This is a genomic window from Methanosarcina hadiensis (genome assembly GCF_046529725.1).
GTDB lineage: Archaea > Halobacteriota > Methanosarcinia > Methanosarcinales > Methanosarcinaceae > Methanosarcina > Methanosarcina hadiensis.
In genome coordinates, this window is sequence record NZ_CP136241.1 from 1,038,004 (window position 1) to 1,058,645 (window position 20,642).

A 20,642-nucleotide genomic window follows, 5' to 3' on the forward strand; every position below is an offset into this window, starting at 1 on the left:
ATTTTAAGACCGCCCCTAAATCATTCATTTAGAATCTGCACACTTAAAGTATAAAGTCAAGCACTTCGACTTTGTAACTTGATCAGGTATCAGCAGTCGAAGGTCTGATACTATTAATTTCTCAATTAAATCGAATTTCATGATATAATTTACTTAATGTTTGATAAAGTGGGGGAAAGCAGCCGAATCCAGGACAACAGGTGAGCAGGGTAATAAACACAATAAAAATCGGGAAGAGAATTTAACTTTGTGGAGGGTGTTATTAGTGCCAGATATACTGGAAGAGAAGGATTGGGGCTTCCTTCTTAAGAGAATCAAGGAGGGAAAGTGCACTCCTCTTCTTGGAGCTGGAGCCTGTTCTGAAGAGATTCCTCTTAGTTTCATTGCAAACGAATGGGCGAAAGAGTACGATTACCCAATGGGAAACTCTTTTAACCTGATACAGGTGGCTCAGTTTGTTGCCGTAACTGAAGAAGATGCTTTGACCCCAAAGGATGAAATTTGCAAAAAAATCAAAGAACTTGTAGAAGAAGTTACACCAAAATACTTTAAAAGCCCTGATGAACCTCACGGAGTTTTAGCGGATCTTTCACTGCCAGTTTATATTACCACAAATTACGATGACCTTATGGTGCGAGCTCTTAAAAGCCGTGGCAAAACACCTGTTCAGGAAATATGTCGGTGGAACGAATGCCTGATGCAACGCAAACCAGCTTTGTCAGATTTCGTCCCAACCCCTGAAAAACCTTTAGTATATCATCTCTATGGCTGCTACGAAATACCGGAGTCGCTGGTCCTAACGGAAGACGACTATTTTGATTTCTTTGCTGCCAGTTCAAGGGAACATGAGCTGTTTCCACCGTGTGTTCAGGATGCACTTACCGGTACATCTCTTCTTCTTCTAGGCTACAGGATAACTGATTGGGATTTCCGTATTCTTTTTCGGATTCTTGCCGGATACTTAGGAAGAAGTATCAGTAGAAAGCACATATCAGTACAGCTCGCACCAGAAAATATTCCTGAAGTCAAAAAAGAGAAAGCTAAGAAATATCTGGATCGCTACTTTGCAGATCTTCATATCCAGACATACTGGCATGGCTGCCGTGAATTTGCCTCTGAATTGAGTAATCGATGTAAAGTTCCCAATCCTGTTCCTAATCCTTTTTACGATACGACAGCCAATACGGTTTCGATACTTTTCTTAGCAGCCGATCCTACTGATGCGTCTCGCCTGCGGCTTGGTGAAGAATTTCGAGAGATTCAAGAGAAACTGAAAATGGCTAAACTTCGGGATAACTTCAGACTAGAATTGCCACAGATGTCGGTTCGCCCCTCAGATATATCCCAGGCTTTGCTTGATACACAGCCGCAAATTGTTCATTTTTCTGGTCATGGTACGCCAAAAGGTGCGTTATGCTTTGAGAATCTGGTAGGGAATGCCCATCCTATCGGGCCCGATGCTCTGGCTGCATTGTTTGAGCAGTTTAGTAGCCAGGTGAATTGTGTGGTATTGAATGCCTGCTACGCAGAGATTCAAGCAAAAGCCATCGCTAAACATATCAATTATGTAATTGGCATGAATCAGGCAATAGGCGATAAGGCTGCTATTGCCTTTGCTATTGGTTTTTACCAGGCTTTAGGGGGAGGACGCAGCATTGAAGATGCATATAGGCTTGGATGTGTACAAATTCAATTACAGAACATTCCTGAGCATCTAACGCCGGTTTTAATAAAGAAGGGTCAGCCATAATTTTTCTGCTTGACAAATAAAGTTGAAGTAAGGTTTGAATTGCCGTGAAGTGTCGTTTCAATTTCAGGTTCGAGTAAGATGGAAACTTAAGGGAAGTGCTACGGCGGGGGAAGTAGAAATAACAGGATATTGTCTTTTCATCCCATGAAAGGGAAAATAGACATTTTCATGATCAGGGAAAGGAATAGTTTGGAATATTTTTCCTGAACCTGATTACAAAGGTTGCATTTACGGAATACACTAAATTTAGGAAAAATTTACAATCCGAACAAGGAATTAATTTTGTTTATTATCCAATTAGAAATAATTTGAATGTTAAGCTTTGTGGGGGTATTAGTAATGCCAGATATACTGGAAGAGAAGGATTGGGGGATCCTTCTTAAGAGGATCAAGGAGGGAAACTGTACTCCTTTTCTTGGAACTGGAGCATGTTGTCAAATTATACCTTTTGGTTCTCAAATTGCAAATGAATGGGCAAAGAAGTACGACTACCCAATGGGAGATTCTGATAACCTATCATGGGTGGCTAAATTTGTAGCTGTAACTGAAGAAGATGATATGTTTCCTAGAGAGGAGATTTGCACTAAAATCAAAGAGTTGATAGAAGAAGTCACACCAAAATATTTTAAAACTTGCGGTGAACTTCACGGAGTGCTGGCCGATCTTCCACTCCCAGTTTACATTACCACAAATTATGATGACCTTATGGTACGAGCCCTTAAAAGCCGTGGTAAAACACCGGTTAAGGAAATATGCCGATGGAATAAACGCCTTAAGCAACGTAAACCAGCTCTATTAGATTTCGTTCCGACTCCTGAAAGACCTTTAGTATATCATCTCCATGGCTGCTATGAAGTGCCAGATTCGCTGGTTTTAACAGAGGACGACTATCTGGAGTTCCTTGTTACCATTTCAGTTGAAGAAGACAGGCTTCCGCCGCGTATTGAGGAGGCATTTACTGGCACATCTCTTCTTCTTCTGGGCTACAGGATAACTGATTGGGATTTCCGTGTCCTTTTCAGGCTGCTTTACAGGTATTTAGAAGGAAGCTTCAGTAGAAAGCACATATCAGTACAGCTCGTGCCAGGAAACGTTTCTGAGACCCAAAAGAGAGAATTTCAGAAGTATCTGGATCGCTATTTTGCAGATCTTCATATCCAGGTATACTGGCACGATTGCCACAATTTTGCCGCAGAGTTGAAGAATCGATGGGAGGCTTTTAATCGTGGCACCTGAGTTCCAGGCTTATGTGGGCCCCCGGCCTTTTGAAGAGAAAGATAAGGCTATTTTTTTCGGAAGAGACCGTGAAGCTAGAGATCTTCTGTCCAAAGTCATTGCACATAATCTGGTTCTTGTCTATGCCCAGTCAGGTGCAGGTAAAACCTCGCTTCTCAATGCAGGACTTATTCCTCTTCTGAAGGAGAAACAGTTTGAGGTTCTCCCGGTGGCGAGAGTTAAAGGCACAATTTTAGAAAACGTAAGAACCGACGAGATATCTAACATATATGTTTTTAATGCTCTCACAAGCTGGGTTGAGGGCAGGTACGATATTAAGCGCCTGGCCAAAATGAAACTTGTTGATTTTTTGAATGGACAGGAGCATAAACTGGATGAAGACGGCATGCCTTTACCCCGTGCCATCATTTTCGACCAGTTTGAGGAAATATTCTCCTTGTATCAGGAACGCTGGAAAGACAGAGAAGAGTTTTTTGAGCAGGTAAACACCGTCCTGGAAGCAGATCCTCTTTTAAGGGTGATTTTTGTCATACGGGAAGATTTCATAGCTCAGCTGGATCCTTATACATATCTTCTTCCGGAAAGATTACGTATGCGCTTTCACATCGAACGCCTGCGCCGTGAGGCTGCACTGCTGGCAGTCAAGGGACCGTTGAGAGACACTGATCGCTCTTTTGCAGAAGGTGTGGCAGAGAAACTTGTTGATGATTTGCTGAAGATCCGGGTTGAGACAACACCAGGCAAAATCACTGAAGCAACAGGAGAGTTCATAGAAGCTGTGCAACTCCAGGTAGTGTGCCAGAGCCTCTGGCAGGAGTTACCTCCGGGTATAAAGCAGATCACATTCCAGCACCTGAAAACCTATGGCAATGTAGAGCAGGAACTCTACAAATTTTACGAAGAAGCTATACGGTCAGCGGCAACCAGGGCACGCATTGATGAAAAAAGCCTTCGCACATTGTTCGGTGAAGTTTTGATAACGGCTATGGGGACGCGGGGAATGGTATACAGGGCTCAAGAGTCAACTGGCAGTATTCCCAATTCAGCCATTGATGTGCTTGAAAGAGTGCACCTTATCAGAGCAGAATGGCGAGCAGGTGCACGCTGGTACGAACTAACACACGACAGGTTTATCGAGCCCATACTTTCTTCTAACAGGGTTTTCAATGAAAAACAGACCGAGAAGGAGCGGGCAGAAATAGAATGGCTGGAGAAAGAAAGGCTAGAGAAAGAATGGGCTGAAAAAGAACGGCAGGCAGAGATAGAGCAGGCTGAAAAAGAAAGGATTCTACGTGGCAAAATCAAAAGACTTGGAACCTATTCCCTTATTTTTTTCCTTCTAGCTGGATTTGCAACCTTTGAATGGTATGACGCCGGACAGCAGAAACAGATCGCTGAAGAAAAGACGAAAGAAGCTGAAGAACAAAGAATAAAAGCTGAAGAACAGGCAAAAGCACTTGAAGAACAGGCAAAAGCACTTGAAGAACAGAAAGAAGAAGCCGAAAAGCAGAAGAAGGAAGCTGATGAACAGAGAGAAAATGCCACTTCCGCGTCTCAGATTGCTAGAATGCAGAGTGCTAGAGCTAATAGTCAGAAACGGCTCGCTGAAAATCAGACAAAGATAGCTGAAGAAAAGACTGAGGAGTATCGTGCTTTAAGTTTAATCACGCCAGCCACTAAGTTCGAAAGATACTATGATACTCGAGATATAGGTATTCTTCTTGCTATCGAATCATTTCGAATTAACAGAACAGTAGAAGCTGAACAGTTAATACGCTCCGAGTTATCGTTCATACCCCCTAAGGCTGTTGTTCTGAACCATACAAGTCCTGTGAATACTGTTGTCTTCAGTCCTGATGGAAAATATGTTGCTACGGTAAGTAATGATAATACCTCACGCATATGGAGTGCAACTACAGGTAAGCAAGTTTATGTTCTAAACCATACAAGTCCTGTGAATACTGTTGTCTTCAGTCCTGATGGGAAATATGTTACTACGGCTAGTAAGGAAAATACCTCCCGCATATGGAATGCAACTACAGGCGAAAAAACTGCTCTTCTGGAATATAGCCCTGGGATGTATAGTCCCGGAGTGTATGATATTGTATTCAGTCCTGATGGAAAATATATTGCTACAGCTAGTTGGGGGTATGTTGACAACACATCGCGCATATGGAATGCAGCTACAGGTGAGCAAATTTTTGCTCCTCTGGAACATGATGGTCCGGTAAATGATGTTGTTTACAGTCCTGATGGAAAGTATGTTGCTACGGCAAGCAATGACAATACATCACGCATATGGGATGTAGTTACAGGTAAGGAAATTTCTATTCTAAACCATACTAGTCCGGTGTATGATGTTGTATTCAGTCCTGATGGAAAATATGTCGCTACGACGTGTAGTGACCACAGAGCATGCGTGTGGGACTGGAATGCAACTACAGATGAACCAATTTTTGTTCTGAACCATACTTATTTGGTAAATAATGTTGTCTTCAGCCCTGATGGAAAATATATCGTTACGGCAAGTGCTGACAATACAGCACATATATGGGATGCAGCTACAGGTGAAATACTTTCAGTCCTCGCCCATGATTATTATGTTTATAATGCTGTGTTCAGCCCTGATGGAAAATACGTGGTTACGGCGAGTGCTGACAATACGTCACGCATATGGGATGCAGCTACAGGTAAAGAAATTTATATTCTGAGTCATAATGGTCTGGTGAATAATGCCGTATTCAGTCCTGATGGAAAATATGCCGCTACTGCAAGTGCTGACAATACATCACGCATTGTATCTACAGATACTTCTAATTTGAACCACAATGGTACAGTAAATAATGTTGTGTTCAGTTCTGATGGAAAATATGTTGCTACTGCAAGTGCTGACAATACATCACGCGTATGGAATGTATCTACAGGTAAGCCAGTTGTTGTTCTGAATCATAATGGTTCGGTTTATACTGCCGTATTTAGTCCTCCTGATGGAAAATACGTAGCTACAGCGAGTGATGACAACAAAGCACGCATATGGGATACAGCTACAGGTGAACTAGTTTCTGTTCTGAACCATAATAGTCCTGTGAATAATGCTGTTTTCAGTCCTGATGGAAAATATGTTGCTACAGCTAGTAAGGATAATATATCACGCATATGGGATGCAATTACAGGCCAAGAAACTACTCTTCTGGAGTATAGTCCTGGGGTGTATGATATCAAATTCAGTCCTGATGGAAAATATGTTGTTACAGCGAGCTGGGGATATGTTGACAATACGTCACGCATATGGGATGCAGCTACAGGTTCACAAATCCATATTCTGAGACATAATGATCTGATATATAGTGTTAATTTCAGTTCCAATGGAAAATATGTCGTTACGGCGAGTGCTGATAATACAGCACGCGTATGGAATGCGACTACAGGTACACAAATTCATGTTCTGAACCATACTAGTTCAGTGTATAATGCTGTATTCAGTCCTGATGGAAAATATGTTGCTACAGTGAGTCATGGCAATAAAGCATGCATATGGGATTGGGATGCAGCTACAAATGAACCAGTTTTTGTTCTAAACCATGATGCTGGAGTAAATAATGTTGCATTCAGTCCTGATGGAAAATATATTGCTACGGTAAGTCGTGACTATACTGCACGCATATGGGACGCAGCTACAGGTGAACAAGTTTTTGCTCCTCTGGAACATGCAGACATGGTAAACAATGTTGTCTTCAGTCCTGATGGAAAATATGTCGCAACGGCAAGTTCTGACAGCAGTGCAAAGTTATGGGAAATGTGTGAAATAGAGGATCTTATAAACGAATCCAGTAGTCGTTTAACTCGTAACCTGCCACCAGATATGTGGGACAAGTATATGGGTGATGAGCCTTATCATAAGACATTTCCAAATTTACCTTAAATATTTGCAAGTATAGGACTTAAGCATTTGAAGTATAAATGAAGTCAGTAAACATTAAACGCTGCACTTTTTCTGTTTAAATGCATGAGTCCTATCCTGTAATAAACCTCTTTTTATCGAATTCTTTGTAACCGCTGTCTTAGAAGGATCTCATAAATATTTACGAATATGTTAGTTACAGGAAACCTCAAAAATAAAATTTCTTAATCTTATTTTTATAATTCTAATATATACTAATTATTAATCATAAGTATTATTAATTCTCGTTTTTTTATAAATTTCCTGGATATTTTAATATAAAGGCCAATTTAAGGAGAAGGGTCATGAAAGAAGCAACATATGATAAAACTAGCAAAGGGCAAGCCTTCAGAACTATTTTTGGAATAGCTACGCTGGTGTTTTTAATGCTGGTGAGTATCGCAGGAGCAGCGCCATTTGCATATATTACAAACAGTGGTGACAATACTACCTCTATAATTGACATAGAAACAAACAATGTTACAGCCATAATACCTGTTGGTGCTGCTCCCAGTGGAGTTGCAGTAGTTCCAGACGGGACAAGGGCATATGTAACGAACGAGCTTAGCGACAATATCTCTGTAATTGACACAAAAACTAGTAACGTTATAGATGCAATTAATGTAGGAGATGATCCTGTTGGAATTGCAGTCAATCCGGCTGGAACAAGGATATATGTGACTAATTATTGGGATAACACTACTTCTATCATTAACACGACCACAAATACTGTTATATCTATAGTGCCTGTAGGTACGGGCCCTGGTGGAGTTGCAGTTATCCCGGATGGAACAAAGGCATACGTAGTAAACAATGATACCAATAATGTTTCTGTAATTGATACTGCGACAAACACTGTTACAGCCACGGTTTCTGTGGGGGTCGAACCATGGGGAATTGCAGTTTCACCGGATGGAAAAAAGGTATATGTGACTAACACCGGAAACATAAATGATATCAGCAGCAGTGGCAACAATGTTTCTGTAATTGACACTGCAACAAACACTGTTACAGCTACACTGGATGTAGGAATAGCTCCTTTAGGAGTAGCAGTTGATCCAAATGGGACAAATGTATATGTTGCGAATTACTGGGGCAATACCACTTCTGTAATTAATATGACAACAAACGATATTACAGCCACGATACCTGTAGGAAGCTTGCCTTGGGGAGTTGCAGTAACCCCTGATGGAACAAAAGTATATGTGGTAAATTCCGGTAGCGATGATGTCTCTGTAATTAATACAACTACAAACAATGTTACAGCTACGGTGCAGGTTGGAAGCCACCCTCTTTCTTTGGGGCGATTTATTGGATAAAATTATTTTTTTTCCATTTTTTAGTATTTTATAATAGAAGAGAATGTAACTAAAAACAGTCTATAAAGTCAAAAAGAAGTTGATAGTCCTTTAATTAATATATAGGGAACATCTCTATAGAAATAAAACTGTTTGATTTATAAAAGGAATGCTCAGTCTGTAAAAGCTTCAAAGAAAAAAGAGATATTGTGAGATGGATAATAAAAAAGTAGAAAAGAAATAATGTTGATGTAACTCAGTTACACAAACAACATTTAATATCTGTTTTCTCTGGGTTTTCTGTGGTTAGGAAGGCAGTCCCTGCAGTAAACCGGTCTTTCCGGGTCAGGTTTGAAAGGTACCTCTGTCTCAACGTTGCAGTCAGAACAGGTAGCTTTGTGCATTTCTCTGGGAGCGCCGAAATTAGAATTTCCTCTGAAGTTTCTGTCATTAAAAGCCATTTTTGTTTCACCTTGGTTTTATTTGTTAGTTAATTGTTTGAAAATAAGATTGTATATAACTCTTTGATTAAAAACAAAAATTGGTTTTTAATAACAGGTTTTTATACTGCTCTTTATTTTTCAACACACATACCTGGTACTTAAAATATATAAATCTATCTATGAAAATCAAATATACAGGGAAATTTTAGCTATGCAAAGTGCCCTTATACGCCTGTGAAATACACCCCTGTGAAAAGCACGGTTTATTCCAATTTTACTTTTCTCAAATCTTTTCTTTTACAAACGTATCAGGGTAGATTTGAGCAAATGGCAGGCAGGAAAATAGTTTTTTCATATACATCAACCCGTTTTTGTTTAAAACATTGGTGTTTCACAGTTATTATTTGACTATCCGGAACCTCAAAAATAAGGCCACACAAAAAATTAATTAAAGTTAAGGTTTATCGTTAACCAGTATCAAATTGTAACTCAATACTTTAACTTTGAGGATCAATACTTTAACTTTGAGGAGGAAAAATTTGTTCTGGGATGAAGTATATAAGGGCAAGCCGCCGTGGGACCTCGATCACCCCCAGCCCGCTTTTCAGGCTCTTATACAAAACGGAGAGATTAAGCCTGGCCGAGCTCTTGACATAGGGTGTGGCCGGGGTGAAAATGCTATACTGCTCGCCATGAGTGGCTGTGAGGTCACAGGAATAGATCTTGCTGAAAATGCCATCTCCGACGCAAAAGTAAAAGCAAAAGAGCGAAATGTTAAGGTAAAATTCGTCGTAGAAGACGCGTTGCAGATGGACTGGCTTTTCGAGGAAGGCGAGTTCGATATTGTCATAGATTCCGGACTATTTCATGTAATGACGGATGAAGAGAGACCTGTTTTTGCGCAGCAGGTTCATAGGGTGCTCAGGAAAGGCGGCAAATATTTCATGCTGTGTTTCTCTGATAAGGAGCCGGGCGAATACGATCTGCCCAGAAGACTCTCAAAGGCTGAAATAGAGAGCACTTTTTCACCTCTCTTCGAAATTATCTACATAAAAGACGCAGTTTTCGATTCACTGCTCAATCCAAGTAACAGAAAAGCCTACCTTTTATCTGGTGTCAGGAAATAATTACAATAGGAAAGCGCTTTTAAAATAGAAAAGTGATTTTGAAAATTAAAATTGATTTTAAATATCCATCCCCGCAGCGTGCTGCGGGGTATTTGACTGAAATAACCTATATGTGTTCCTCATATAGGCAATCGAGTCCGAAGAATACGGTTATTGTTTCGTCACGCCTGCTCAAAATGTTATTCTGCATCACATATGTTACATTCTTCGCAGTTATCACAGGTGCCGGTGTCAGCATTTTGTATTATGAAATTTTTGCTTGTTCCGTCAACTACAAAATCAATGCTACCGTCAGAAAAGCCAGCCGCCACGTCTGGTGACATGACGATTTTAATACCATTATTCTCTGTGATTACATCAAATTCATTTATATCATCAGCAACTGCCAATCCATATTGGACATCTGTAGTTGATCCAGTTATATAGACCCGTATCGCTGGTTGCTCGATCCCTTCCGTTTCTAATAAAAATTTAAGCTCTGTAGCAGCTCTGTCTGTTATTTCTATCATTTGATACCCCCAATTCCCGGATATAAATTGCCAATTTATATATGTTAAGGATTTGACAATTCATACTGGATTATTTATGGAATCCGTTATATAAAAGTCTCGTTTTCTAATTAAATTATCTAAAACAATTTTGCGATTACATTATTACCTTATCCAGTTTACCAGAAAAACGCTGTTTTAATTAGAAAATACCTGCAAAGAGTAAAGGAACAGGTTAATCTAAAGAAATCCTGTTAACAGAATACCTTCCCTTTGAAGCAGCAAAATCACGAGTTTTTCGTTTTCGCTTTTCTCGGTCCTTTTCTAAAAACGTATTTGGGGGGACTTAAGCAGATTACCGGCAGAAAAAATATATTTCAGATGAGCTGAAAGGATCGAGAGGATTTCATTTCTTACCTGGAGATCCAATTTCAGAAGGCCTCTATGAAAAAATGGATCAGTTAACTTATTTTCAACTCAATCCGAAAACTGTCCTGAAAGAAAAGTCTATTATGGAAAAGAAAAAATCTATTTTATAGGATCGGTGAAAGGCAAAAAGTAAATTAACCACCCAGTGTTATGTCCTGGTTCTGATAAAATTCCAGTGCATTGAATAAATGTTCTGGCTTAAAATCCGGCCACATCTCGTCAACTACATATATGTCCGAATATACGGTTTGAACCGGAAGCATTCCACTCAGTCTGCATCTTCCTCCCCAGCGGATAAGCAGGTCTATTCTTGGAATGTCTGCTGACGCTATATTTTCTATCATTCTCTTACTATCCGGGGAGTTATCAAATGCACAGGTTAAGTCCCAGTGCCAGCCATAATTTATTAAAAAATTTATCTTTATTTTACCTTTACCAGCTTTTGTTCTCTTTGTATATTCAAGCAGCTCCCCTGGAAATATGTCTGAGTCGGTATTTCCCACTACAAGTATTTCAGCATCACGTTTAGCGATCTCCTGAACTGATTTTATGCAGGCATCTACAAACGCTCCTCTTTGAATTTGAGGTCTTTTTGTATTATCCTGAGTAAATCCAAAAAAAGTTACTTCTTGTATTCCTATTTTTACGCATATATCATATACTGCCAGTCCGGGAATTATTCCATAACTGTATCCTTCATGCTTTTGCAGGCCTCTGGCTAAAGCCCATCTTCTGTTGCCGTCCGGTATTATAGCTATATGCCCTGGCAATCTTTTAAATTTTGGTATATCCAGAAAATAACCCCCTATTTCTTTGCATAAAAATGGTATAAAAATCGGCTCTGTAGAAATCCTCTAAGTTTTATTTTTTCCCAAAAATATATAAAATAAAATATTAAAATTGCTCCTTATCTTTTGTCCCCACAAAAAACGAGGAGCAATTCCTATTGTCATCAAATAAATATATTAATTTTATTGATCTCAGTCTTAAAACGGTTCAGTCTTCCAGACTGAACCTTTACTCCTGTAAATATTCCAAACGTATTTATACTCAACATCAGCTTCTTGTTCTTGTTTTACTGAAGGAGTATATAAGTACAGACTATCGAGATTTTGTAGAGCTTATTGACCTCATGAGCAGTATAAAGGAAAAACTTGACCTTGATAAGATTCCACATTACACTACTCTTCAAAAGTTTATGTCCAGAATCCCTTCGTCATTATTTAACATAATTTTGTCAAAAACTTTAAAGCTATTTTATTCACATGGAGAAAATGCTTCCATTACAGCAATTGATGCAACTGGGTTTACGAGTTCTTATGCAAGTTATTATTATTCTCGAAGAACAGGGAAGCTCCGTAGGAGCTTCCTTAAAACTTCAATAGCAGTAGATACTGATAGAAAAGTAATTTTAGGATGGAAAATAAGTCAAAAAACGGATCATGATACCAAGCATGCAAAAGCTCTGATAAGACAATCAAATAGAACAAAAAAATCTGAATGTTATGTCCTTGATAAGGGGTATGATTCTGAAAAAATTCATACTTTAATTAGAGAAGAAATAAAAGCAGACTCAATTATACCTTTAAGAGTAAGAAAAAGGAAAAAAATCAAAGGAAAATATAGAAAACAGCTACATTTTACCTTTGATAAAACAAAATACAATAAACGGAACATAGCAGAAACAACATTCTCTGTTGTCAAAAGAAAGTTCCGAGAAGTACTCAGGGCAAGAAAGTTCTATAATCAAGTTAAAGAAATAAAAATTAAACTGATAGTGTATAACATAAACAAAAAAGTGGTAGAAATAACTTGCATAAATTAAGGATTTCTACAAAGCCTAAAAATCTTCACTGAACTCAGCTAACGAATTGTATTCGCAGAATTTAGCTGTAAGTTCTTCGCTTTAGTCACCAGCATTAGATAGATGCATACAAAGGAAAGAGGTTAAAGAAAGAGGCCTTCTATCAAAAAATTTCTGCAGAATACTCATGCCGAAAACGAAGAGCTTTCGGAAAAAATATTTAACTTTTTCAGCCTCTAAGAATAGTATGTCGACTATTTTAAGCTCTACTGTTACAATGAATACTCAAACAATGTCTGGAGAATTACTCATTGCAACGTTCTTTGTTTTGATAATCCTTACTCTGTGTTTTTCTTGCAGAAGAAAAAGAAAGTGATACTGCAAAAGAAAGTGATATTGCGAAAATTTTCTTCCTAAAGTTTAGTTTAATTTGCTCCCATAGAGTCCAGTATACACTCAATATTTTAACGAAGAAATAAAAATTAGAAATTTAATTTTATTCTGGACCCGTACAACCTTATTCATTTTACCGGGCCGTTTCTGTCCTGCTTGACGAAGGAGAGCGGCTTGCTCCAAAAAGCAGAAAAAGGATAAGAAAAAAATCAAAAATAAAGTCATAGCGAAAAAGTGATTTCAAAAACTGATTTAAAAGCAGAAAACCTAAAAAATACTACAAAAGATACCTTTCCTATATTTAGTTCATTTTATATTACTTTTTAATATGCTACTTCTAAAGCCTTTTTCTTCATTCTACTGCTTCCGTTTCCTCTTGCTTTTTGTGCAGGGCCGCCAGGCAAGCTGGCGGAGGTTTCCGATACCATGTGAATTTGAAACCGACCCCTGGATAACAGGATACTTTTTCTAATCCGGATGATATTATTTGTTTTATTTAACTGTTCTTTTCCCCCCGAAGAAGAAGAGCATCTTTTCGAAAACAAAAAACGAAAGCAGGTAAAAGCCTGCTTATGCTTTTATTGCATTACAGGGCTTCTTTTTCCACTTTCTTACCCCTTCATATTTCTGTGTTTTGAGAATGGATTAAGCGAAAGATGAACTATTTATAGTACAAGACTGCTTTATAATTGTTAATTTGTAAAAGTGTTACGCAGAGGTTATAACTTGGCAACCAAGAAACAAAAAGCAGCAAAACGAGATAAGATCGAAAAGGAAACGGGCGGCAAAACAAAAGCACCAGTAGAGGAAGTTAAGGCGGCGGATAATAAGGTGAAAGGACAGGATAAGAAAGGAAAAGGAAAATAAAAAGAGAAAGTTAATCAGATTTTCCGTTCTAATCTTATCTAATCATTTTTTATACTTGCCTTCATTTTTTATATTTACCTGCCTCTTTATATATTCCCAGGTTCTGCGCTTCTTTTTCTATTTTGCAGGGCAGCCAGATAATTTACCATTTTTTCAAGCTTCTACTTTCTCTTCAGTCTTCACTTATCTTGTTTTTTGGGCAGGGCCGCCGGACAGGCTGGCAGGAGCATTTATATTTTCCTGCAAATTATAATTCGGTTGCCAAGATCAAAATAATAATTTATTTTTAATAATTTATTTTGCTTGGTGGATTTTTATATTGTAGGCTATAGATCGATTTATGGCACATTTATTTTGGAATCGAGTATTAAAGCTGTCAGTAACTTTTCCCAGAACCTTTAACTTTCATTTTGTCTCGCACTCTTATATTTAAAAATAGATAAATGCCTTATATAAGGTGTTTAAAGTATAATATCAGCCTGCGTTTTATTAGAGATTGGTAAGGAAGTCATAGACTAAATTTGACGTTTAGCCCTTAAGTTTACATACATAACAATTTTCCTGAGAAATCATATTCAAATAAAAAAATCTGTAATGGAGACAATAAATGCCAAGTAACTTATACAAAAATATCATGATTGCAACAGACGGGTCAGAGAACTCCAGAAAAGCCACCTTTTGCGGAATTAAAATTGCAAAGCTTAGCGGAGCTACTGTCTATGCCGTTCATGTAATAGATACTCCTTCTATCGTTTCCGAAGTCTGGACTGCTGGCAAAGAACTGATCCATGAAATGATGGTAAGAGACGGGAAGAAAATATTGTCTGAAACTAAAAAGACCATAGAGGGTTCCGGGGTGGAGGTAAAAGATGTTCTTTTGAGCGGGCACCCTGGTGAAGAGATTATCAAGTTTGCAGAAGATAATAACATGGACCTGATAGTAATGGGTACACTCGGGGCAACCGGGCTTGAAAAATTTCTGATGGGCAGTGTTGCAGAAAAAGTGGTAAGGCATTCAAAGGTCCCTGTTATGGTTGTCCGGAGCTGTAATTCAGAGAAACAGGAAGCATAAATTGCGTGCCTAAGGACTAAGTTTTTTTCTAATTGAAATAGGCTGGGTTAAAAGATAGGTCAAGTTCTTGAACATAAAGGATAATCAATATTTACAAAAAAATCAATATTTACTGGCAGGATAAATGTAAGTAAAACAATTTAAAAAACCAATCTTAAGGGGTGTTTGTTCTGGAGCTCAGTTTTAAAGGCGGATGCAGGGAAGTAGGGCGCTCGGGCCTGCTTGTCAACGGAGAAATTTTGCTGGACTACGGGATGAAGGCTGGAGAAATTCCCGAATATCCAAAAAATGGCATGGAACCAAAAGCAGTGCTGGTATCCCACGGGCATCTGGACCACTGCGGGGCTGTACCTAACCTTATGTACATGGACCCCGAGGTTTTTATGACTCCGCCAACAGCAGAGTTCACCAACCTGCTCGGGAAAGATACCCTCAAGCTCGCAGAAACCACTCTTTCAGGCGTATCTCCTTTTGATCCTGACGACCTTCAAAGGCTCAGCCACAGAACCAGGAGAAAAGATTACGGGGAAACTTTCAGAACCAATAAGTACAGCGTTTGCTTTTACAATGCAGGGCATATACCAGGAGCATCCGGAATACATATCGAGTCCGAATCAGAAGAGAGCCTTTTTTATACGGGCGATCTCAGCCTGCAGGAGACGAGGCTTGTCCCGGGAGCAGAAGAGTTTCCTGAAGCTGATACACTTGTGCTTGAGAGCACTTACTTCGGGGAAGACCATATCCCGCGTAAAGAAACCGAAGAGCGGTTCATAGAATCCGTACATGATACACTTGATAGGGGCGGGACTGCTCTGATTCCTGCTTTTGCCATCGGCAGGACACAGGAAGTCCTTATGCTCCTTGACGCACAGGGGGTTCAGGCTTATGTAGACGGGATGGGCAGGGATGTGTACAAAATCCTCAGAAAATACCCTGAATATCTCAAAAACCCTGACCTTCTTGATAGGGCTTTTGACCGAGCCACTCAGGTAAAGGACCATCAGCGAGAATCGGTCCTCAAAGAGCCGTCAGTTATTGTTACCACTGCCGGGATGCTGAACGGGGGGCCTGCACTTTATTACCTTAGCAGGCTTTACAAAGACCCTAATTCTAAAATCCTGCTGACAGGTTATCAGGTTGAAGGGACAAACGGAAGGCTGGCTCTCGAACACAGGATGATTGAAACGAGAGAGGATATACTGACCCTCAAGCCTGCGGTTGAGCAATATGATTTCTCTGCCCATTGCGGGGATAGTGAGCTAAAGCAGCTGGTAAAGGATTTCTGCAAAAAAGGAACTGAAAGGGTTTTTGTCATGCACGGAGAGAAAACTGAAGCTTTTGCAGATTGGATTCTGGAAGAAATAGGAGTTGAGGCATATGCTCCTGCAAATGGGGAAGTTTTCAGTTTTTAAAAATTGAAATTTTTTTGAAGGCACCTTGTCTTAAAAATAAATATTCAATAATATATAATGAGTGCTTCAGTATATATAACCAAACATATATACTTAATTATGAGGCAATTAAAATGTTGGGAGATTTGATATACGAAGCTGCAGGCAAAGTAGTAGGCATGAGAGTGCTTGATGACAATGGTACAATGGAGATCACCCTTGATGAACAGGGCAAGGTTTTCGGAATTGAATGTAGCCTCACGCTAACTTCTGTGGGTAAGCTTAGACCTAATGGGATGCAGTATTCAGAAGGGCATGGATTTTTGCTGACAAAGGATGGCGATCTGGCCACTCTTACAATGTCAGGAATATCAATTCCTAAAGGCCGTCCACCAAGCAGCAGTGTTCGAGGAGCAACAATCTTTAACACACAGTCACCGAAGCTGGCGCGCCTAAACAGCGTCATCTGTGTTTTCGAAGGCGAAGTGAACGAGGATAATAGTTATACTATTAAAGATTGGGAATGGAAGTAACCTGCCGAAAAAGGTATTGAATCCTCGCTTCTACAATGTAAAGGCTGGTAGATGAAAAAAGATTGAAAGACTCTCGGATTGTAAATTTTAAGGGATCTGCTCATGAGTAATGAAGAGAAAGAAAAGGAATTTTCACAGGAGCCTTAAATCAGGCCCCTTCTCCTTTCGCTTCTATATTCTTCAAAAAGGCTCTGCAGTTCATCTTCTCTGGCTTTTTGCCTCCTTTTATCAGCTTCCTTTTCCCAGGCTGCAATTGCAGTTTTCAGGGCTTCAGGCTCTGCCATTGCAAAATCGTCAGCTCTTTCAAGCTCGATATTTCTTAAGACAGGCACATCCCCTTTAAAGAAAGTCTCCTCTGCTGCGTGAGAAATATCTTCAGGGATAACTACGGCCCGGACTTTTGCATCAACAAGGATCTGGGCTGTTGCAGCACCGCCTCCACTTGGGTTTTCCAGAAAAACAACGTCTCCCGTTTTGAGCCCGTATTTTTCTCTGGTTTCGGCAATGGACTCTTTTGTGAAAGCTGCAATAACCTTTACTGGAGTACCTTCGCCGCGGATTTCCATTTTCTGGATTTTACGCAGCTTATTGCTTCTGCGTCTGAGCTCTTTTACGGTTTTGTTTTTGTTGCTCAGCTCTTTTTTAAGGCTCTCTATAGTGCTGTCCCGTATCTCAATTTCTTTAGATTTCCTCACTTCACTGTAAGCTTCCTTTTTGAAGTTTTTCAACCTCGACTCAAGCTTTGAGATTTTCCTATCTTTGGCAATAAGAGCCTGCTTCAGTTCTTCTACATAATCCTGCAGGTTCTGGATCTGTTCCCCCTGCCTCTGTACGGTCTCTCTTATTCTCTGAAGAGTCTCGTCAACTGCTCTTTCTTCGGGTCTCTCAGGGGATGTTCTTGGTTTCTGAGGTCTTTCACGAGTTTCCGAGGCAGCTTTTACTTTTTCTATAGCAGCTTCTATCGAGTCTCCGCGGATTACGTGAAGCTTTATCAGCTCAAGGTCTGCATTCTCCGGAGCTTTCTTTTCTATGCGCGTAAAGATATTCTTGTAGCTTCTGTAGGTGAGAAGAGCTGCAGTCAATGCATCCCTTTCGTGGTCATTGGAATAGCCGAAAGGCTTTCCGAGTGAGATTTTTTCTTCGGCAGAAACCTCAATTCCAGGGCTTGCAGGAACAGCATTAAAGCTCCTCCTGATTTTTTCAACCGAACCCGGCATAGGAGTGACATCACTTGCGATTACTGCAGGCTTTCCGTACTCAGCAATGAGCTTGACAACCTCATCAGGAGCTATTCCCCTGAAACTCTTTAAATAGAGGAGATCCCCGTCGAGAGAAAGAATGGCTATGCCCACGGTTGTCCCGGGATCAATACCGACTATTGTAAATTTACGCCTCTGGGTCCTGGGTTTCAGGGGAACATAACGGATTTTATCGCGTTCGACGCTTCTCACACTTACCTGGGCATCGTTGCTTGCCATTGAATGTATTGGAACCTCTCCACGTTTTGCATAGACTGTAAATTCAGATCTGACATAGCCCCCGAACCCTTTAACGTTTACAGCTTCAAACCTTATGCCTTTTTCCCGTGAAAGGTCCTTGAGGACATTTTCGATCTCTCTGCTCCTCTGAAGCACAGCTCCGTGTACTTTTCTTCTGTACCTGTTCTGGCTCCATCCTCCGCGTCCAAGGGAACGGGCTCTGCTTACTTTAATTTTCGTAATATCTTCAAAAAGAGAAACCTCATGCCCGACTCCAAGGTCTGCAAGCCTTGCACAGGCTTCAGCTTCATCATTTGGGTTCTCGGGGTCAACATAAATTCCGTGTTTGCGTGCAATCCTGACAAGAGGTTCCGGATGAAGTCCGCCTGTTGCCTGGACAAGTTTGACTCCGTCAGGCAGACGTTCCATAAGAGAAAGAAGTTCACCTCTGTCAGCCGCAAGCTCGAAAATGTTGTCAACAGCTATTATCTCAGGCATGTCCTTCTGGATCATATTAAAGATCTTCTGGCGCCGGAGCATATTATAGTGGGAAACCTCTCCGTCCCTCAAAATGGCAAGGGCATACCTGGGAAGTTCCCTCGCCCTGGGAGAACCCCGGGCAATATCGATTCCATAAATAATCCTTTTTTGCATGAACACCTATATTTTATTCTTTGTAGAATATATATTTAACTGATTTCTACGTCTACTTAAATAAATTTAATGAAATCTATAAAGTCAGTTTTTTCAATTAATTCCAGAAAACCTTTGATTGTCCTTCCTTAAGGATTTTTAGAAAAATACATTTTACAATTGTCCCTTTTCTGCAATTAACTTTATTATTAAGGCACACACAAGAAAATAAAATTTGATTTATTGACAGATGTGCTCACAATTTCACCATGATCATTCTTCGCGTTATCAGAAAGAGAACGCTGGAAAAAGATATAAAATAAGGAGTGATACAAAATACCTCAGTATCCGCTCTGAAGAACTTAGCATCTTAACTTTGCATAATTATCTCAAATAAAATTTTTCCGGTAATATGAGACTTAACCTTTGTTTGAAGGTTCTTTTTTAGAGGCAGTTTTTTCTAAATCCTCCGAGTCGATTTTTTCTGCTTCAAAGTCTTCAGCCTCAAAATCCTCCGCCTCGAAGTATTCTATTTCTTCTTCCCTGTCCTCAGAGTATCCTTCTTCAAACTCTTCCAGATCATCTTCCTTCTTATCAGATGTTTCCTTTACACCACTTTTAATCTCTTTCAGGACCTCTTCCAGTTCCCTTTTAATGTTATACTTTCGGGAGAAATGAGTCAGTATATTCGAAACGTCTCTTTCGAGGATCTCGTCTGCATGAGGATGATCCAGGTTTACATATTGAGGCCAGTCAATGAACTGCACTCCGTCTTCTGATACAAAGATATTATATTCACTTAAATCGGCGTGGATGACTCCAAGTGAATAAGTTATCTTTGCCTGCCTGAGGATTTCATCAAGATACCATTCAGGGTTAACGAGCCTTGTTTTTGAAAGCAGGCTGCCCTCTGCAATTTCCATAACTATTGCGTGCCTGTTCTGGTCAAGAGGTTTTGGGACAGAAACTTGCGGGTAAAGCTTACTCATGATCTCGTATTCTCTCTGGGCTGCAAGCCTGGCTGCATATATCCAGGAAAAGTGTTCTCTATCCCCAAGGTGTTCACGTACTCTTTTTATTTGCTTGAAACTTGTCCTGCCTTCCCTATGGAATTTAATTATTACGGGAAAAGGTTCCCCTATTGCAAGCTCAGGCTGCCGGATTGCTTCAAAGATAACGGACTCTTTACCTACCCCTATTTCATCCCCTATTGCGCTGATGCTCTTTCTTTTCACGAAAGCATTGAGAGCAAGGGCATCATACCCTTCGAAGTAAATTTGAAAACCCTCATAAGGCTGCGTGGTCCTGACAACAAGCTTCTCCCGCACAAGCTTTTTCAGCCTGTACTCTAATTTGTCAAAGGGCAGTTTGGTATACTTATTAAGCTCCTCTATTGGCACCCACTCAAAATGCTTCATCCCGGTCTCAATGCCTGTAAGTATCCTGAAATCCTTTGCATCGAGCTTATTGAAAACCTTTAGCACTTCGTCGATCATCCTATCCTGTTATACATATCATCCTCGATATTTAAATGATACCCGAGTTGCTCCTCCTAAATCCTGCATCGCCCGAGTTGCGCTTCGGGAGCACGCCGTCCTTTTCGCTTCGCTCAAGAGGACTGATTTAGAAGTAAGAAATAAGCTAGATTCTAGAGGACTGGAAGAAGTAGTTCAATATTATGTCCATGCGAGGTTATTCTCTTTACCAAACCTTTCTTGTTGCTCGATGAAGGAAAAAGGCCCTGTCCAAAGAGAGAAAAA

Annotated in this window: 14 protein-coding genes and 1 pseudogene; 10 read left to right on the forward strand and 5 right to left on the reverse strand. The window is 40.0% G+C overall.

What is annotated here, in order from left to right:
• Nucleotides 1–265 precede the first annotated feature (265 nt).
• From RSJ42_RS04595 to RSJ42_RS04610, 4 genes are all read left to right on the forward strand, one after another.
• Nucleotides 266–1,750: an SIR2 family protein gene (locus tag RSJ42_RS04595; RefSeq protein WP_410509500.1), complete on the forward strand. Its 1,485-nt coding sequence runs from the start codon at nucleotides 266–268 to the stop codon at nucleotides 1,748–1,750.
• Between the two features lie 339 nt (nucleotides 1,751–2,089).
• Complete coding sequence (locus RSJ42_RS04600) at nucleotides 2,090–2,986, forward strand: SIR2 family NAD-dependent protein deacylase (protein WP_410509501.1); 897 nt, start codon at nucleotides 2,090–2,092, stop codon at nucleotides 2,984–2,986.
• Nucleotides 2,976–6,908 (forward strand): eIF2A-related protein, encoded by a 3,933-nt coding sequence (locus RSJ42_RS04605; protein ID WP_410509502.1) that lies wholly within the window; start codon nucleotides 2,976–2,978, stop codon nucleotides 6,906–6,908. The genes RSJ42_RS04600 and RSJ42_RS04605 overlap by 11 nt, the downstream gene beginning before the upstream one ends.
• 323 nt (nucleotides 6,909–7,231) lie before the next feature.
• A complete protein-coding gene (locus RSJ42_RS04610; RefSeq protein WP_410509503.1) occupies nucleotides 7,232–8,245 on the forward strand; it encodes a beta-propeller fold lactonase family protein in 1,014 nt (337 codons plus the stop codon).
• 254 nt (nucleotides 8,246–8,499) lie between these two features.
• On the opposite strand, the gene RSJ42_RS04615 is transcribed toward RSJ42_RS04610, so the two are convergent.
• On the reverse strand, nucleotides 8,500–8,685 hold the full coding sequence (locus RSJ42_RS04615; RefSeq protein WP_410509504.1) for a CxxC-x17-CxxC domain-containing protein: 186 nt from the start codon (nucleotides 8,683–8,685) through the stop codon (nucleotides 8,500–8,502).
• 521 nt (nucleotides 8,686–9,206) lie between these two features.
• On the opposite strand from RSJ42_RS04615, the gene RSJ42_RS04620 reads away from it, so the two are divergent.
• A complete protein-coding gene (locus RSJ42_RS04620; protein ID WP_410509505.1) occupies nucleotides 9,207–9,794 on the forward strand; it encodes a class I SAM-dependent methyltransferase in 588 nt (195 codons plus the stop codon).
• A gap of 179 nt (nucleotides 9,795–9,973) precedes the next feature.
• Here the strand turns inward: RSJ42_RS04620 and RSJ42_RS04625 are convergent, their stop codons facing one another.
• Both RSJ42_RS04625 and RSJ42_RS04630 read right to left on the reverse strand, forming a co-directional pair.
• Nucleotides 9,974–10,303, reverse strand: a complete 330-nt coding sequence (locus tag RSJ42_RS04625; RefSeq protein ID WP_410509506.1) for a HesB/IscA family protein — start codon at nucleotides 10,301–10,303, stop codon at nucleotides 9,974–9,976.
• Nucleotides 10,304–10,845: 542 nt separating this feature from the next.
• Entirely contained in the window at nucleotides 10,846–11,481 is a 636-nt protein-coding gene (locus tag RSJ42_RS04630; protein ID WP_410509507.1) for an undecaprenyl diphosphate synthase family protein, read from the reverse strand.
• A 176-nt stretch (nucleotides 11,482–11,657) separates the two neighbouring features.
• Here RSJ42_RS04630 and RSJ42_RS04635 point away from each other — a divergent pair.
• The 5 genes and pseudogenes from RSJ42_RS04635 (at nucleotide 11,658) to RSJ42_RS04655 (ending at nucleotide 16,771) form a co-directional block, all read left to right on the forward strand.
• A pseudogene (locus RSJ42_RS04635) lies at nucleotides 11,658–12,568 on the forward strand (IS5 family transposase).
• A 1,066-nt stretch (nucleotides 12,569–13,634) separates the two neighbouring features.
• Nucleotides 13,635–13,775, forward strand: a complete 141-nt coding sequence (locus tag RSJ42_RS04640) for a hypothetical protein (protein WP_410509508.1) — start codon at nucleotides 13,635–13,637, stop codon at nucleotides 13,773–13,775.
• 607 nt (nucleotides 13,776–14,382) lie between these two features.
• Nucleotides 14,383–14,847: a universal stress protein gene (locus RSJ42_RS04645; RefSeq protein ID WP_410509509.1), complete on the forward strand. Its 465-nt coding sequence runs from the start codon at nucleotides 14,383–14,385 to the stop codon at nucleotides 14,845–14,847.
• A gap of 161 nt (nucleotides 14,848–15,008) precedes the next feature.
• On the forward strand, nucleotides 15,009–16,259 hold the full coding sequence (locus RSJ42_RS04650; RefSeq protein ID WP_410509510.1) for an MBL fold metallo-hydrolase: 1,251 nt from the start codon (nucleotides 15,009–15,011) through the stop codon (nucleotides 16,257–16,259).
• A gap of 113 nt (nucleotides 16,260–16,372) precedes the next feature.
• Nucleotides 16,373–16,771 (forward strand): hypothetical protein, encoded by a 399-nt coding sequence (locus RSJ42_RS04655; protein WP_410509511.1) that lies wholly within the window; start codon nucleotides 16,373–16,375, stop codon nucleotides 16,769–16,771.
• Nucleotides 16,772–16,914: 143 nt separating this feature from the next.
• Here RSJ42_RS04655 and RSJ42_RS04660 read toward each other — a convergent pair whose 3' ends face one another.
• Both RSJ42_RS04660 and RSJ42_RS04665 read right to left on the reverse strand, forming a co-directional pair.
• Nucleotides 16,915–18,909 carry a DUF460 domain-containing protein gene (locus RSJ42_RS04660; RefSeq protein ID WP_410509512.1) on the reverse strand — a complete coding sequence of 665 codons (1,995 nt, stop codon included), beginning with the start codon at nucleotides 18,907–18,909 and terminating at the stop codon, nucleotides 16,915–16,917.
• Nucleotides 18,910–19,301: 392 nt separating this feature from the next.
• Nucleotides 19,302–20,378 (reverse strand): serine/threonine-protein kinase RIO2, encoded by a 1,077-nt coding sequence (locus RSJ42_RS04665; protein WP_410509513.1) that lies wholly within the window; start codon nucleotides 20,376–20,378, stop codon nucleotides 19,302–19,304.
• Between the last annotated feature and the right edge of the window lie 264 nt (nucleotides 20,379–20,642).

Excerpts from the sequence above, each read along its gene's own strand:
- RSJ42_RS04600 (WP_410509501.1), top strand. The coding sequence starts at position 2,090 with ATGCCAGATATACTGGAAGAGAAGGATTGGGGGATCCTTCTTAAGAGG.
- RSJ42_RS04665 (WP_410509513.1), bottom strand. The coding sequence starts at position 20,378 with ATGATCGACGAAGTGCTAAAGGTTTTCAATAAGCTCGATGCAAAGGAT.
- RSJ42_RS04655 (WP_410509511.1), top strand. The coding sequence starts at position 16,373 with ATGTTGGGAGATTTGATATACGAAGCTGCAGGCAAAGTAGTAGGCATG.
- RSJ42_RS04610 (WP_410509503.1), top strand. The coding sequence starts at position 7,232 with ATGAAAGAAGCAACATATGATAAAACTAGCAAAGGGCAAGCCTTCAGA.
- RSJ42_RS04645 (WP_410509509.1), top strand. The coding sequence starts at position 14,383 with ATGCCAAGTAACTTATACAAAAATATCATGATTGCAACAGACGGGTCA.
- RSJ42_RS04625 (WP_410509506.1), bottom strand. The coding sequence starts at position 10,303 with ATGATAGAAATAACAGACAGAGCTGCTACAGAGCTTAAATTTTTATTA.
- RSJ42_RS04615 (WP_410509504.1), bottom strand. The coding sequence starts at position 8,685 with ATGGCTTTTAATGACAGAAACTTCAGAGGAAATTCTAATTTCGGCGCT.